General features: G+C 71.9%; 10 protein-coding genes. 7 read left to right on the top strand and 3 right to left on the bottom strand.

Features of this window, described 5'->3' with window-relative positions; translation table 11 throughout:
* Positions 1 to 239: 239 nt before the first annotated feature.
* Positions 240 to 812, bottom strand: a complete 573-nt coding sequence (locus AC0680_RS36675; RefSeq protein WP_478637365.1) for a GNAT family N-acetyltransferase — start codon at positions 810 to 812, stop codon at positions 240 to 242.
* An 849-nt stretch (positions 813 to 1,661) separates the two neighbouring features.
* Here AC0680_RS36675 and AC0680_RS36670 point away from each other — a divergent pair.
* The 4 genes from AC0680_RS36670 to AC0680_RS36655 all read left to right on the top strand — a co-directional run bounded on the left by AC0680_RS36670 (position 1,662) and on the right by AC0680_RS36655 (position 6,584).
* Positions 1,662 to 4,217, top strand: a complete 2,556-nt coding sequence (locus AC0680_RS36670) for a DUF4118 domain-containing protein (protein ID WP_478637364.1) — start codon at positions 1,662 to 1,664, stop codon at positions 4,215 to 4,217.
* A gap of 157 nt (positions 4,218 to 4,374) precedes the next feature.
* Positions 4,375 to 5,058: a response regulator gene (locus tag AC0680_RS36665; protein WP_478637363.1), complete on the top strand. Its 684-nt coding sequence runs from the start codon at positions 4,375 to 4,377 to the stop codon at positions 5,056 to 5,058.
* Positions 5,059 to 5,309: 251 nt separating this feature from the next.
* Positions 5,310 to 5,708: an OB-fold nucleic acid binding domain-containing protein gene (locus AC0680_RS36660; RefSeq protein WP_351274426.1), complete on the top strand. Its 399-nt coding sequence runs from the start codon at positions 5,310 to 5,312 to the stop codon at positions 5,706 to 5,708.
* Between the two features lie 3 nt (positions 5,709 to 5,711).
* Positions 5,712 to 6,584 (top strand): DUF3159 domain-containing protein, encoded by an 873-nt coding sequence (locus tag AC0680_RS36655; protein ID WP_478637361.1) that lies wholly within the window; start codon positions 5,712 to 5,714, stop codon positions 6,582 to 6,584.
* 143 nt (positions 6,585 to 6,727) lie between these two features.
* Here AC0680_RS36655 and AC0680_RS36650 read toward each other — a convergent pair whose 3' ends face one another.
* Together AC0680_RS36650 and AC0680_RS36645 are read right to left on the bottom strand one after the other, a co-directional pair.
* Complete coding sequence (locus AC0680_RS36650; RefSeq protein ID WP_238575713.1) at positions 6,728 to 7,399, bottom strand: potassium channel family protein; 672 nt, start codon at positions 7,397 to 7,399, stop codon at positions 6,728 to 6,730.
* Positions 7,396 to 8,064 (bottom strand): potassium channel family protein, encoded by a 669-nt coding sequence (locus AC0680_RS36645; protein ID WP_384440018.1) that lies wholly within the window; start codon positions 8,062 to 8,064, stop codon positions 7,396 to 7,398. The genes AC0680_RS36650 and AC0680_RS36645 overlap by 4 nt, the downstream gene beginning before the upstream one ends.
* A gap of 328 nt (positions 8,065 to 8,392) precedes the next feature.
* On the opposite strand from AC0680_RS36645, the gene AC0680_RS36640 reads away from it, so the two are divergent.
* The 3 genes from AC0680_RS36640 to AC0680_RS36630 all read left to right on the top strand — a co-directional run bounded on the left by AC0680_RS36640 (position 8,393) and on the right by AC0680_RS36630 (position 14,103).
* Entirely contained in the window at positions 8,393 to 10,390 is a 1,998-nt protein-coding gene (locus AC0680_RS36640) for an NAD-binding protein (RefSeq protein WP_478637377.1), read from the top strand.
* 188 nt (positions 10,391 to 10,578) lie between these two features.
* The gene (locus AC0680_RS36635; RefSeq protein WP_478637360.1) at positions 10,579 to 12,630 is read left to right on the top strand and encodes an APC family permease; all 2,052 of its coding nucleotides are present in this window, start codon (positions 10,579 to 10,581) and stop codon (positions 12,628 to 12,630) included.
* Positions 12,631 to 12,774: 144 nt separating this feature from the next.
* Positions 12,775 to 14,103 carry a class I SAM-dependent RNA methyltransferase gene (locus tag AC0680_RS36630; protein WP_478637359.1) on the top strand — a complete coding sequence of 443 codons (1,329 nt, stop codon included), beginning with the start codon at positions 12,775 to 12,777 and terminating at the stop codon, positions 14,101 to 14,103.
* Positions 14,104 to 14,875 lie beyond the last annotated feature (772 nt).

Below are 14,875 nucleotides of genomic sequence, written 5' to 3'. Positions count from 1 at the left end.
GGAACGCAGCCGTGGGCAACGGCTGCAGTGGGCTCCAGCTGAGTTGAGCTGAGCTGCGGTCGGGTGAGCTGAGCTGCGGTGGGGTGAGCTGACCTGAGCTGAGGTGAGGTGGGGTGGGGTGAGGTGAGCTGGAGTGAGTAAAGGCTGAACTGGGGGAGGGGAGGAGGGGGAGGGAGGGGGGAGCCCCCCCCGGTGGGGCTGAGGGTGATGTGTGACAGGCGGTCCGTTCAGATCACCTGTCACCAGACGTCGCCGTCGCGCCAGTCGCAGGTGAGGTCGGTGTCGAGGTCAAGAGGAGTGGACGCGGCGGGGAGTACGTAGATGCAGCCGTCCTCGTCGGGGGTGCGCTGGAGGCCGTCCGGGGTGAGGGTCCATGAGCGGCCGCGCCACAGTTGCCAGCCGCGGGAGGCGTAGAAGTCGGCGGCCTCGTCGGAGGCGCCGAGCGCTCCGAGGTCGTAGCCGTTCCGGATGACGCGCTCCAGAGCCGCCATCATCGCCGCCCCATGGCCACGACCGCGCCGGTCCGCACGTACGCCGACGCCCTCCACGTATCCGCAGCGCAGCGCCCGGCCTCCGTGCAGCAGGCGGCGCTGGACCACGGACGCATGCCCGATCAGGTCGCCGTCCTCGTGGACCAGGGCGTGCAGGCCGCCGAGTGCGTGCTCCCAGTCTTCGGTGGTCATGTCATCGAAGACGTCGTAGAGGAGGGTGCGGGCCGCCTTGAGGGTGGCGGTGTCCAGGTCCGAGGTGTGGGCGATACGCACTTCGGTCATGGGGGGCGTCGTCGACGCGTTCGCAGGTGCCTCGGTCATGTGGGGCATGGTCGCAGTCGGAACGCGTCCGGGCCACGGCATTTTTCACCCGACCCTGCCTCCCATCCTCCCGATCCCCATCCGCCCTGCCTCGCCGCCCCGTCCAGGCCGCCCACCCCTCTCCACCGCCCTTCATCCCTCCTCGCCCCATCAGCGGCGCGTCAGAAAGAGGAGCGTTGGCTTGGTGTCCCGACGGTTCGGTCGCTGTCATGCACGGGTGACGGGTGACGGGTGACGGGTGACGGGTGACGGGTGACGGGTGACTGGTGACTGGTGAGCGGTGAGTGGTGAGCGGTGAGTGGTGACGGCTGACGGGGCCGGTGACCGCCCGACCGCCCGACCGGACGATCCGTGCCGCCGAACCAGCCGCCAGGTGGTCGTACGCCGTGTGCGCCGCCCGGATCGGCCAGTTGGTCGACCCTTGGACCTTTCGCCTCCCCCGCCCCTCGCCCCTTCACCCTCTTGCCCCCTTCGGCCCTCGCCCCTCGACCCGTCGGCCAATCGCCCGACCAGCCGACCGTCGCGGTACGGGCGGCCGTGCACCTCGCCCTCCGCGCGGCGTCCATCCCCCAGGGCGCCGGGTGCCGCTACCCGTACGGGTGGTCTTCGCAGCTCACCTGCCTCTCACCTGCCTCTCACCCGCCTCTCGCTCACCTTGCGGCGGCTTCGGCGGAGAGGTCGTCCGCCGCCCCTACGCCCGCCGTTGCCGGGGGCGCGGCGTCCCGTATCAGAGTCGCGTCAAGACCGGGCCGGAAGTCGTTACCTGGGGCTTTTGTCCCCTTGGGGGGTCGGTAGGGTCGCAGCAGGTACAGCCCGGTGGGGGCAGCCTTCACGTAAGACAATGAGGCCATGGCACGCGGCAAGCTACGGATATATCTCGGCGCGGCACCGGGCGTCGGCAAGACGTACGCGATGCTTTCCGAGGCGCACCGGCGCGTGGAGCGGGGCACGGACGTCGTCGTGGGGTTCGTCGAGCACCACGGCAGGCCCCGTACCGAGGTCATGCTGCACGGTCTCGAGCAGATCCAGCGCCGGGAGCTGGACTACCGCGACGCGGTCTTCACCGAGATGGACGTGGACGCGGTACTGGAACGCAAGCCGGCCGTGGCGCTGGTCGACGAGCTGGCGCACACCAATGTCCCCGGTTCGCGCAACGAGAAGCGCTGGCAGGACATCGAGGAGCTGCTGGACGCCGGGATCACGGTGATCTCGACGGTGAACATCCAGCATCTGGAGTCGCTCGGGGACGTCGTCGAGTCGATAACGGGTGTGCGGCAGCGCGAGACCGTGCCGGACGAGGTCGTGCGGCGGGCAGATCAGATCGAGCTTGTCGACATGTCGCCACAGGCGATCCGTCGGCGCATGGCGCACGGCAACATCTACAAGTCCGACAAGGTCGACGCCGCGCTCTCCAACTACTTCCGGCCCGGCAACCTCACGGCGTTGCGCGAGCTGGCGCTGCTGTGGGTCGCCGACCGGGTGGACGAGTATCTGCAGGAGTACCGGGCGGAGCACTCCATCAGCTCCACCTGGCAGGCGCGTGAGCGCATCGTCGTCGGGCTGACCGGCGGTCCGGAGGGGCGTACGCTCATCCGCCGCGCGGCCCGGATGGCGGCCAAGGGGTCGGGCAGCGAGGTGCTCGCCGTCTACATCGCCCGCAGCGACGGGCTGACCTCGGCCTCGCCCAAGGAGCTCGCCGTCCAGCGCACCCTGGTGGAGGACCTGGGCGGGACGTTCCACCACGTCATCGGGGACGACATACCGAGCGCGCTGCTGGAGTTCGCCCGCGGGGTGAACGCCACCCAGATCGTGCTCGGGTCGAGCCGGCGCAAGGCCTGGCAGTACGTCTTCGGGCCTGGGGTGGGCGCGACCGTCGCCCGTGACTCCGGGCCCGACCTCGACGTGCACATCGTCACCCACGACGAGGTCGCCAAGGGCCGGGGGCTGCCGGTGGCGCGCGGTGCGCGGCTGGGCCGGGCCCGGATCATCGCCGGCTGGCTCGTCGGCGTGGCCGGTCCCGTGCTGCTGTCGCTGCTGCTCACCGGCATCGAGAACGGTCCCGGTCTGGCCAACGACGTGCTGCTGTTCCTGTTCCTGACGGTCATGGCGGCGCTGCTGGGCGGGCGGCTGCCGGCGCTGGCGTCGGCCGCCGTCGGCTCGCTGCTGCTGAACTTCTACTTCACGCCGCCCACCCACACCCTCACGGTGAGCGACCCCAAGAACATCGTCGCCATCGTGGTCTTCTTCGCGGTGGCCGTGTCCGTCGCCTCGGTGGTGGACCTCGCCGCGCGCCGTACGCATCAGGCCGCCAGGCTGCGCGCCGAGTCGGAGATCCTGTCGTTCCTGGCGGGCAGCGTGCTGCGCGGCGAGACGACGCTGGACGCCCTGCTGGAGCGGGTGCGGGAGACCTTCGGCATGGAGACGGTGGCGCTGCTGGAGCGCACCAGCGACGTCGACCCGTGGACCTGCGCGGGCCGGGCCGGCGACGCCGACAACGGCAGGCCGCTGCTGCGCCCCGAGGACGCCGACGTCGACATGCCGGTGGGCGACCACATGGCGCTGGCGCTGACCGGCCGGGTGCTGCCCGCTGAGGACCGCCGGGTGCTGGCCGCGTTCGCCGCCCAGGCCGCCGTCGTACTCGACCGGCAGCGGCTGGTGGGCGAGGCGGCGCGCGCCCGGGAGCTGGCCGAGGGCAACCGCATCAGGACGGCGCTGCTGGCCGCGGTCAGCCACGACCTGCGGACCCCGCTCGCCGGCATCAAGGCCTCCGTGACCTCCCTGCGCTCCGATGACGTGGCGTGGTCCCCGGAGGACGAGGCGGAGCTGCTGGCCGGTATCGAGGCCGGCGCGGACCGGCTGGACCACCTGGTGGGCAACCTCCTGGACATGTCCCGGCTGCAGACCGGCACGGTCACGCCGCTGATCCGCGAGATCGATCTCGACGAGGTGGTGCCGATGGCGCTGGGCGGCGTGCCGGAGGGGAGCGTCACCCTCGACATTCCCGAGGAGCTGCCGATCGTGGCGGTCGATCCGGGGCTGCTGGAACGTTCGGTCGCCAACCTCGTCGAGAACGCCGTGAAGTACAGCCCGGACGGTGATGCGGTGCTGGTCGCGGCCAGTGCGCTGGGCGACCGGGTGGAGCTGCGGATCGTCGACCGCGGTCCGGGCGTCCCCGACAGCGCCAAGGGCCGGATCTTCGAGCCGTTCCAGCGGTACGGAGACGCCCCGCGCGGCGCGGGCGTGGGCCTGGGCCTCGCCGTGGCGCGCGGCTTCGTGGAGGCGATGGGCGGCACGCTCGCCGCCGAGGACACCCCCGGAGGCGGGATGACGATGGTCCTCACCCTCCGGGCCGCGCCCGGCCGGCCGCCGGTCAGGCCCGACCTTCCCGCCCAGGCCACGACGTGAGCGAGCGGAGCGGGCTAGCCACCGAAAGGCGCGCGCCCGGCGAACGCGAGGCCGGGCGAAGCGAGGTCTCGGCGATGAGCCGGGCCGTACGGACCACACTCAGCACACACCCCGCGGGTCCGGCCCGCGGGACGACGACACCACGAGGAGAACGCCAGTGAACCGGGTGCTTGTGGTCGATGACGAGCCGCAGATCGTCCGCGCCCTCGTGATCAACCTGAAGGCGCGCAAGTACGAGGTCGACGCCGCCCCCGACGGGGCGACCGCCCTGAAGCTCGCCGCCGCCCGCCACCCCGATGTCATCGTCCTCGACCTCGGGCTGCCCGACATGGACGGCGTCGAGGTGATCAAGGGGCTGCGGGGCTGGACGCGGGTGCCGATTTTGGTGCTCTCGGCGCGGCAGACCTCCGACGAGAAGGTGGAGGCGCTGGACGCGGGCGCGGACGACTACGTCACCAAGCCGTTCGGCATGGACGAGCTGCTGGCCCGGCTGCGGGCGGCGGTGCGCCGGGCCGAGCCGACCGGGCCGGCCGAGGACGAGGTGATCGTGGAGACCGAGGGATTCACCGTCGACCTCGCCGCCAAGAAGGTCAACCGCGGTGGCCGGGACGTCCGGCTGACCCCCACCGAGTGGCATCTGCTGGAGGTCCTGGTCCGCAACGCCGGCCGGCTGGTCAGCCAGAAGCAGCTGCTCCAGGAGGTCTGGGGCCCGTCGTACGGCACCGAGACCAACTATCTGCGGGTCTATATGGCCCAGCTCCGCCGCAAGCTGGAGGGCGACCCTTCGCACCCGAAGCACTTCATCACGGAGCCGGGGATGGGCTACCGGTTCGAGCAGTAGGGCCCGTGCGGGTCCGGGGGGTAAGGCCGCGGGCGGTGGTCGGGCAGTAGGGCCCGTGCGGGTCCGGGCGGTACGGCCGCGGGCGGTGGTCGGGCAGTTCGGCCACGGGCGGTGGTGGGCGTGTCCCCGGCTGGTTGCGTACAAAGTACGAAGTTCCCCGCGCGGTGCGGGGCGGCGGGCCCGTGACGTGTGTACCTCAGCCCCTGTGCGGGCCGTGATTCCGGGGCCCGGCCACCGGTACGCTGGGTTTCATGAGTGCAGGTACCCGACCCGAGAAGCCGGCCGGTCGCTTTCGCCGGCTGCTCGACAGGCTGTCCTCCTCCGAGGAGGAGCTGCAGTCCGCCGAGCTGCAGCAGGATGCGCAGGACGCGGGGTGCACCCGTATCTGCGACTGCGACGACCGGCAGATAGTCAAGGTCACCGGCACCCTGCGGCATGTCACGCTGCGGCCGCGCGCCGGTGTGCCCGCGCTCGAGGCGGAGCTGTTCGACGGCTCCGCCGCCCTCGACGTGGTGTGGCTGGGACGCCGCTCCATCGTCGGGATAGAGCCGGGCCGCAAGCTCATCGCCTCGGGCCGGGTCTCGCTGAGCCACGGACGCCGGGTGCTCTTCAACCCGAAGTACGAACTCCGACCGCTGGGACAGGAGTAGCCGGTGACGTCTTACGACCGACCGACCACTGACGCGGATGCCGACAGCTCTCACGACGCCTCCGCACCACCCCCGACCCGGACCGGCGCCGACGGGGCGGCCGACGGCAGACAGGTGACCGAGGCGGCGCTGTTCGAGGCGTTCGGCGGCATCCGCGGCATGGTGGAGACCGTTCTTCCCGGCCTGCTGTTCGTCGCGATCTTCACGGTCAACAAGGACCTGCACGTCTCGGCGATCGCCGCGCTGGCCGTCTCGCTGGTGCTGGCGGCCGTCCGCCTGATCCGTAGGGACACCGTCAAGCACGCCTTCAGCGGTGTCTTCGGGGTGGCCTTCGGCGTGGTCTTCGCGATGATGACCGGCAACGCGAAGGACTTCTACCTGCCGGGCATGCTGTACACCCTCGGGCTGGCCCTGGCGTACATCATCACCACGCTCGCCGGGGCCCCGCTGATCGGGCTGATCCTGGGCCCGGTGTTCAAGGAGAACCTCTCCTGGCGCACCCGCAACCCGGGGCGGAAGAAGGCGTACGCCAAGGCCAGCTGGGCCTGGGGTCTGATCCTGCTCGCCAAGTGCGCGATCCTCTTCCCCCTCTACTGGTGGGCGGACACCACTCAGCTCGGCTGGGTGCTGATCGCGCTGAAGATCCCGCCGTTCCTGCTCGCGGTCTATCTGACCTGGGTCTTCCTGGCGAAGGCGCCGCCGCCGATCGATGTCTTCGCCGAGATGGAGGCGAAGGAGAAGGCCGAGGAGGAGGCCGAGGAGCGGCGTCGCGCCGAGCGCGAGAGCCTGGACCGGGTCGGCGACGACCTGTACGGGGACGCGGTGGCCGAAGCGGCCACCGAGCGCCGGCCGGGGGCGCCGCGGCACCGCCGCTGACGCACGGCCGCCAGGGCGTACAGCCGCCAGGGCGTACAGCCACCGGGGCGGTGACAGGAGCAACGCCAGGGGCCCGGGAACCGCAATGGTTCCCGGGCCCCTGGCGTCGCACGACGGCGCTGCGGGCGCGTCGAAGGGCGGTGCTACGCCTCTTCGCGCCGCACCGACAGCAGGTCCTCCAGCTGCTCCTCACGCGACTGGGCCGCGACGAACAGCAGCTCGTCGCCCGCCTCCAGCGCGTCCTCCTTGTTCGGCGTGAGCACCCGCGTGCCGCGGATGATCGTGACCAGGGAGGTGTCCTCGGGCCAGTCCACATCGCCGACGCGGGTACCGGCCAGCGCGGCCTCGGGGGGCAGCGTCAGCTCGACGAGGTTGGCGTCGCCGTGGCTGAAGCGCAGCAGCCGTACGAGGTCGCCGACGCTCACCGCCTCCTCGACCAGGGCCGACATCAGGCGCGGCGTGGAGACCGCGACGTCGACGCCCCAGGCCTCGTTGAACAGCCACTCGTTCTTCGGGTTGTTCACCCGGGCGACCACCCGGGGCACGCCGTACTCGGTCTTGGCGAGCAGCGAGACGACGAGGTTGACCTTGTCGTCGCCGGTCGCGGCGATCACGACGTTGCAGCGCTGCAGCGCCGCCTCGTCGAGCGAGGTGATCTCGCAGGCGTCGGCCAGCAGCCACTCCGCCAGCGGCACCCGCTCGACCGAGATGGCGGTCGGCGCCTTGTCGATCAGCAGGATCTCGTGACCGTTCTCCAGGAGCTCACCGGCGATGGAACGGCCCACCGCGCCGGCGCCTGCGATAGCGACCCTCATGCGTGCGCCCCCTCAGGACCCGTGGCGAATGCCGCCTCGACCTTCTCGACCTCGTCGCTGCGCATCATCACATGCACCAGATCGCCCTCCTGCAGCACCGTCTGGGAGGTCGGCAGCATCGCCTCGCCCAGCCGGGTGAGGAAGGCCACGCGGACGCCGGTCTCCTCCTGCAGGGTGCTGATCTTGTGCCCGACCCAGGAGGCGGCGGTGTGCACCTCGGCGAGCTGGACGCCGCCGCTGGGGTCGCGCCACAGCGGCTCGGCGCCCGACGGCAGCAGCCGGCGCAGCATCTGGTCGGCCGTCCAGCGGACGGTGGCGACGGTGGGGATGCCCAGGCGCTGGTAGACCTCGGCGCGGCGGGGGTCGTAGATACGGGCCGCGACGTTCTCGACACCGAACATCTCGCGGGCCACCCGGGCGGCGATGATGTTGGAGTTGTCGCCGCTGGAGACGGCGGCGAAGGCGCCCGCCTCCTCGATGCCCGCCTCACGCAGGGTGTCCTGGTCGAAGCCGACGCCGGTGACCCGGCGGCCGCCGAAGGCCGAGCCCAGGCGCCGGAACGCGGTCGGGTCCTGGTCGATCACCGCGATGGTGTGACCCTGGCTCTCCAGGGTCTGCGCGAGCGCGGAGCCGACGCGCCCGCACCCCATGATGACGATGTGCATGCTGATTACCCCGTGCCCTGTACTAGCGCGTTGTCCTGCACAAACACCCTGCTCACTACTTTCTTCTCCCAGTACCGGCGACACGAAGCCACGGCTCGCGTTACGGACCGGGTACGGCAACGGGAGCGCCGGGCGCACCACGGTCCGGTACAACCGTAGCCGTAATGCCGCTCCTCGTAGGGGGCGCGGTGGGCCGCGGACGGAAGCGGGCCGGCCCCTCCCGCGACGGTGTGCCGCGCCGGGCTGCGCCGCGCCGCGCCCGTAAGGCACGCTACGAGGTGTGTCCAACCTGCCTCTGCCGCCCCAACAGGCCCCCGCCACCCCGCACATGGTCGTCTGCGGCGACGATGCGCTCGCGCACCGGCTCGCCGCCGAGCTCCGGGACGTCTACGGCGAACGGGTGACGCTGGTCGTCCCCTCCGCCCGCGAGACCCACCGGCCGCGGATCCCGCCGCCGGCCCGGGCGCTCGGCCGGGCGACCGCGCTGCTCGGCCGGATGTCGGCGGCGATGTCGCGGACGGCGCTGCTGCCGCCGGAGGAGGCCGGGGACGGCGAGCCGACGACGGAGGCGGGGACGTTACGGGTGCTTGAGTCGGCGCAGCCGGACGATGCGGCGCTGACCGCGGCGCGCATCGTCGAGGCGGAGGCGCTGGCGCTGGTCTACGACGACGACGAACTCAACATCCACGCCGCGCTGCGCGCCCGCCGGCTCAATCCCCGGCTGCGGCTGGTCATCCGGCTCTACAACCGCAAACTCGGTCAGCACCTGGCGGAGTTGCTCGACCAGGCCGCGGCGGTCGCCGCCCAGGCCGCCGGGGACATGGCGGGCGGCGCGGACGTGGGGGTCGACGCCTCCACGACCGTGCTGTCGGACGCCGACACCGTGGCGCCGGCGCTGGTGGCCACCGCGGTCGCCGGGACCAGCAAGGTCATCGAGGCGGACGGGCTGCTGCTGCGGGCCGTGGAGCGTGCGCCGGCGCCTCCCGGCCGGCCCGGCGATCCCGGGTTGTGCACCCTGGCGCTGCTCTCCGCGTCCCCCGGCGACCCCGCGTCCGTCGCCGACGGCTCCGCGGGCGTGCCGGGTGCGGCGGCCGGCGACGAGGGGCCCGTCCTGCTGCCGGACGAGGCCGCCGCGGGGGCCGCGTCCGGCTGCGGCACCGTCGTCCTGGAGACCGTCTCCTATACGGGGCGGCCGGTGCGCCGCCACTGGCTGCGCGGCCGGGGTGCGCCGGTCGCCTCGCTCTTCTCCCGGCGGCTGCGCTGGTCGCTGGCCGGCATCGTCGGCGCGGTGGTGGCGCTGGCCGTCGCCTCGTGGCTGACCGTGGGCGAGAACCCGGTGCACGCCGCCTATCTCACGCTGCTGGACCTCTTCGCGATCAACGATCCGGCGGTCGACGCGCCGCTGCCCCGCAAGATCCTTCAGCTGCTGTCCGGGCTGACCGGTCTGCTGCTGCTTCCGGTGCTGGTCGCTGCGGCGTTCGAGGGGCTGGGCACCTTCCGCAGCGCCTCGGCACTGCGGCGGCCGCCGCGCGGCCTGTCGGGGCATGTGGTGCTGCTGGGCCTGGGCAAGGTCGGCACCCGGGTCCTGGCCCGGCTGCACGAGATGGGCATCCCCGTGGTGTGCATCGAGGGGGACCCGGAGGCGCGGGGCATCGCGCTGGCCCGGCGGCTGCGGGTGCCGACCGTCCTGGGGGACGTCACCCAGGAGGGTGTCCTGGAGGCCGCGATGATCGGCCGGGCGGCCTCGCTGCTCGCGCTGACCAGCGAGGACACCACGAATCTGGAGGCCGCTCTCTACGCCCGCTCGGTCACACCGCAGCTGCGGGTGACGCTGCGGCTGTTCGACGACCGGTTCGCCACCGCCGTCTACCGCACCCTGCGCGCCGCGCACCCCGGGGCGCGGACCCGCAGCCGCAGTACCTCCTTCCTGGCCGCGCCCGCCTTCGCCGGCGCGATGATGGGGCGCCAGATCCTGGGGGCCATTCCGGTCGAGCGCCGGGTGCTGCTGGTCGCCAGGGTCGAGGTACGCGGCCATGCCGCGCTGGAGGGCCGTACGGTCGCCGAGGTGCTGCGGCCGGGGCGGCTGCGGCTGCTGGCGGTCGACACCTCCGCGCCGGACGACGCCGAGCCGGACGCACCGGCCACCACCCCGCCCGCGGACGGCGGGAGCGGGGAGCGGGGGCCGGCGCACCTGGTGCACGAGCTGGGTGACGGCTATGTGCTGCGGCCCCAGGACCGGGTGCTGCTGGTCGCCACCCGGCAGGGGCTGGGCGATCTGCACTCCCGGCGCTCGCGGGCGGCCGGTGCCGGGACGCGCCCGGCCTGACGACGTGACGAACGCCACGGGGGCCGGCCCGCGGCGGGGGCGGCGTGCGCACGACGTGCGGATCTTGTGGAGGCGGCCGTCCGGGACGGGCCCGCGAGCAGGTCGGGTGTGAACCGCCCCACGCCGCGCCGCTCGCACGTGCGGGTGGCGGGTGGGCATGGGCCTTGACGAAGCCTTAGCATCCTCGGGTGTCCAAACTGACCGACGTGCCCAAACGGATCTTGATCGGGCGCGCACTGCGCAGCGACAAGCTGGGGGAGACCCTGCTTCCCAAGCGCATCGCACTCCCCGTCTTCGCCTCCGACCCGCTCTCCTCCGTGGCCTACGCGCCGGGCGAGGTGCTGCTCGTCCTGTCCGTCGCGGGTGTCTCTGCGTACACCTTCAGCCCCTGGATCGCGGTCGCGGTCGTGGTGCTGATGTTCACCGTCGTCGCGTCGTACCGGCAGAACGTGCACGCCTACCCGAGCGGCGGTGGTGACTACGAGGTCGCCACCACCAACCTCGGCCCCAAGGCCGGTCTCACCGTCGCCAGCGCCCTGCTGGTCGACTATGTGCTGACCGTCGCGGTCTCGATCTCCTCCGGAATCGAGAACCTGGGCTCCGCGATCCCGTTCGTCGTCGAGCACAAGACGCTCTGCGCGGTCGCCGTCATCGTCCTGCTGACGCTGATGAACCTGCGCGGCGTCAAGGAGTCCGGCAAGCTCTTCGCGATCCCGACGTACGTCTTCGTCGCCGGCGTCTTCATCATGATCGCCTGGGGCGTGATCCGCGCCGTGGTCATGGGCGACACCATGAAGGCCCCCACCGCCGACTACACCATCCACGCCGAACAGGGCGGCCTGGCCGGCTTCGCGCTGATCTTCCTCCTGCTGCGGGCCTTCTCCTCCGGCTGCGCCGCGCTGACCGGCGTCGAGGCGATCTCCAACGGCGTGCCCGCCTTCCGCAAGCCGAAGTCGAAGAACGCCGCGACCACCCTCGCCCTGATGGGCGGCCTGGCCGTCACGATGTTCTGCGGCATCATCGGCCTGGCCATGGCCACCAACGTGCGGATGGCGGAGAACCCCGCCAAGGACCTGCTCGACCACGGCACGCCGCTCGGCTCCGGCTACACCCAGAACCCGGTCATCTCGCAGGTCGCCGAGGCGGTCTTCGGCAAGGGCAGCTTCCTGTTCGTGGTCCTCGCCGCCGCCACCGCCCTGGTCCTCTTCCTCGCCGCCAACACCGCCTACAACGGCTTCCCGCTGCTCGGCTCGATCCTGGCCCAGGACCGTTATCTGCCGCGCCAGCTGCACACCCGCGGCGACCGTCTGGCGTTCTCCAACGGCATCGTGCTGCTGGCCGGTGCCGCCGCGATACTCGTCTACCTCTACGGCGCCGACTCCACCCGGCTCATCCAGCTCTACATCGTGGGCGTCTTCGTCTCCTTCACGCTCAGCCAGACCGGCATGGTCCGCCACTGGAACCGCCATCTGCTGACCGAGAAGGACCCGGCCAAGCGCCACCGGATGCACCGCTCGCGCGCCATCAACGCCTTCGGCGCCTTCTTCACCGGCCTGGTCCTGGTCGTCGTCCTGCTGACCAAGTTCACCCACGGCGCCTGGGTGGCCCTCCTCGGCATGGTCATCTTCTTCGTGACGATGTCCGCGATCCGCCGCCACTACGACCGGGTCGCCGACGAGATCGCCGCCGAGGACACCCCCGACGACGACGTCGTACGGCCCTCCCGGGTCCACTCCATCGTGCTGGTCTCCAAGGTCCACAAGCCCACCCTGCGCGCCCTGAACTACGCCAAGCTGATGCGCACCGACACGCTCGAAGCGGTCAGCGTGGACGTGGACCAGGCCGACACCCGGGCCCTGCGGGAGGAGTGGGAGCGCCGCGGCATCGAGGTGCCGCTGAAGGTCCTGGCCTCCCCGTACCGCGAGATCACCCGGCCGATCATCGACTACGTCAAGTCGCTGCGCCGGGAGAGCCCCCGCGACGCCGTCTCCGTCTACATCCCCGAGTACGTCGTCGGCCACTGGTACGAGCACCTGCTGCACAACCAGTCCGCGCTGCGCCTCAAGGGGCGCCTGCTGTTCACCCCCGGCGTCATGGTCACCTCCGTGCCCTGGCAGCTGGACTCCTCCGAGGCCGCCAAGCTGCGGGCCCGCAAGCGCGCCGAGTGGAACGCTCCGGGTGCGGTGCGCCGCGGGCCGGTCGCCCAGCCGAAGAAGGAGAAGGCGGCCACGAAGAAGTAGCGGACGCCGCAGGCCCGCAGGGCCGGCGCACCTCGCCACGGGTCCGGGCCATCACACGGCGGGACGTAGAATGGACGGCTGGCGTCCCGCCGTCCCGTCCCGCCGTACCGCCCGGCACCACCCCACCTCAGGAGCCCTCCCGCCATGCAGGCAGAACCCAAGAAGTCGCTGGTCGGCGAGGAGTACGAGGTCGAGGTCGGCCCGGTCGCGCACGGGGGGCACTGCATCGCCCGCACCGACGAGGGCCAGGTGCTCTTCGTCCGCCACGCCCTGCCCGGCGAGCGCGTCACCGCGCGCGTCACCGACGGCGAGGAGGGCGCCCGCTTCCTGCGCGCGGACGCCGTGCAGATCCTGACCGCGTCCAAGGACCGGGTCGAGGCCCCCTGCCCGTTCTCCGGTCCCGGCCGCTGCGGCGGCTGCGACTGGCAGCACGCCGCGCCCGGCGCCCAGCGCCGCCTGAAGTCCGCGGTCATCGCCGAACAGCTCCAGCGCCTGGCCGGACTCTCTCCCGAGGACGCCGGCTGGGACGGCACCGTCGAGCCCGCCCCCGGCGACAAGGTCGCCAAGGGCGAGGTGCCGGCCTGGCGCACCCGCGTCCAGTACGCCATCGACGCCGAAGGACACGTCGGCCTGCGCAAGCACCGCTCCCACGACGTCGAGCCGATCACCCACTGCATGATCGCCGCGCCCGGCGTCTCGGAACTCGGCGTCGAGCAGCGCGACTGGCCGCAGATCGCCACCGTCGAGGCGATCGCCGCCACCGGCTCCCACGACCGCCAGGTCATCCTCACCCCGCGCCCCGGCGGCCGCCTCCCGATCGTCGAACTCGACAAGCCGGTCTCGGTCATGCGGGTGGGGGAGAAGGACGGCGGCGTGCACCGCGTCCACGGCCGCCCCTTCGTCCGCGAACGCGCCGCCGGCCGCACCTGGCGGGTCGGCAACGGCGGCTTCTGGCAGGTCCATCCGAAGGCCGCCGACCTCCTCGTCGAGGCCGTCATGCAGGGCCTGATGCCGAAGAAGGGCGATATGGCCCTCGACCTGTACTGCGGCGTCGGCCTGTTCGCCGGAGCCCTCGCCGAACGCGTCGGCGACAAGGGCGCGGTCCTCGGCATCGAATCCGGCAAGCGCGCCGTCGAGGACGCCCGCCACAACCTCGCCGACCTCGACCGCGTCCGCATCGAACACGGCAAGGTCGAGTCCGTCCTCCCCCGCACCGGCATCACCGATGTCGACCTCGTCGTCCTCGACCCACCCCGCGCCGGCGCCGGCAAGCAGACCGTCCACCACCTCGCCTCCCTAACCCCCCGCCGGATCGCCTACGTCGCCTGCGACCCGGCGGCCCTGGCCCGCGACCTGAAGTACTTCGCGGAGGCGGGGTACGCACCGCGGCGGATGCGGGCGTTCGATCTGTTTCCGGTGACGCATCACGTGGAGTGCGTGGTGATCTTGGAGCGGGCGGCGAAGCAGAGCTGAGCTGCGGGGCCCCGTATCTCGCCCGCGGCTTCGCGCAGCTGAGCCGCGGGTGAGGAGCGCGGGTGAGGAGCCCGCTCCGCCTCGACTTCGTGAGGGCCGGTCGGGAACATCTTCACGGCTCGTTCGACGCTGCTTCCAGCGGAGCGACATGACGCTCACTCGCCCGGCTGCCGAGCCCACGTCGAAGCTCCTGCCCGCGGCCCATGCTCTCGATCTCGGTGAGTGCCGGTGCCCGGTTGCGGCGCACGGAGGCCCAGATGGACGGGCGATCAGGAGCCGCCCCGAGGCCGGTGATCACTTCGTCTCGCCGCATCCCGCGCCAGACGTAATCGTCGAGGGTGCCCTGTCAGACCAGGTCGGCCGTAGGGGAGCGGACGCGCCCATCACGCTCCCCCTCACAAGCGGCCTACCCCTGCGAGTGTGCCGACCCGGGACAGACCACCGGCGTACGCCTGCCTCCTGGGCGCCTCAGTGACCAGGTGGCCCGGCAACCCAGCGGGTCCGGGAGAGCTCGAAGCGCCGCGGACGTACCCCCAAGTCGTGCCGCACCCACTGGATCGTGTAAGTTCTTCGAGTTGCCACGGAGCCGATCGGCCCCGGACAACCATCCCGCCGCTTCGCGGCACACCACTACTGCACGGCCCCTCACCGGGAACAATTTCGGCATGCCGAAATTAGGACCGCGGCGCGATTATGCGCCGACGAGGAATCCCGCTAAAGTAGTGATCACGCCGAAAGGCGCGAACAAACCCCCTCCGACGGGGAATCGGAA

The sequence above is a fragment of the Streptomyces sp. NPDC043738 genome, from assembly GCF_056436545.1.
Note: the sequence above shows the minus strand (reverse complement) of the source record. Positions and strands in the feature narration are given on the sequence as shown.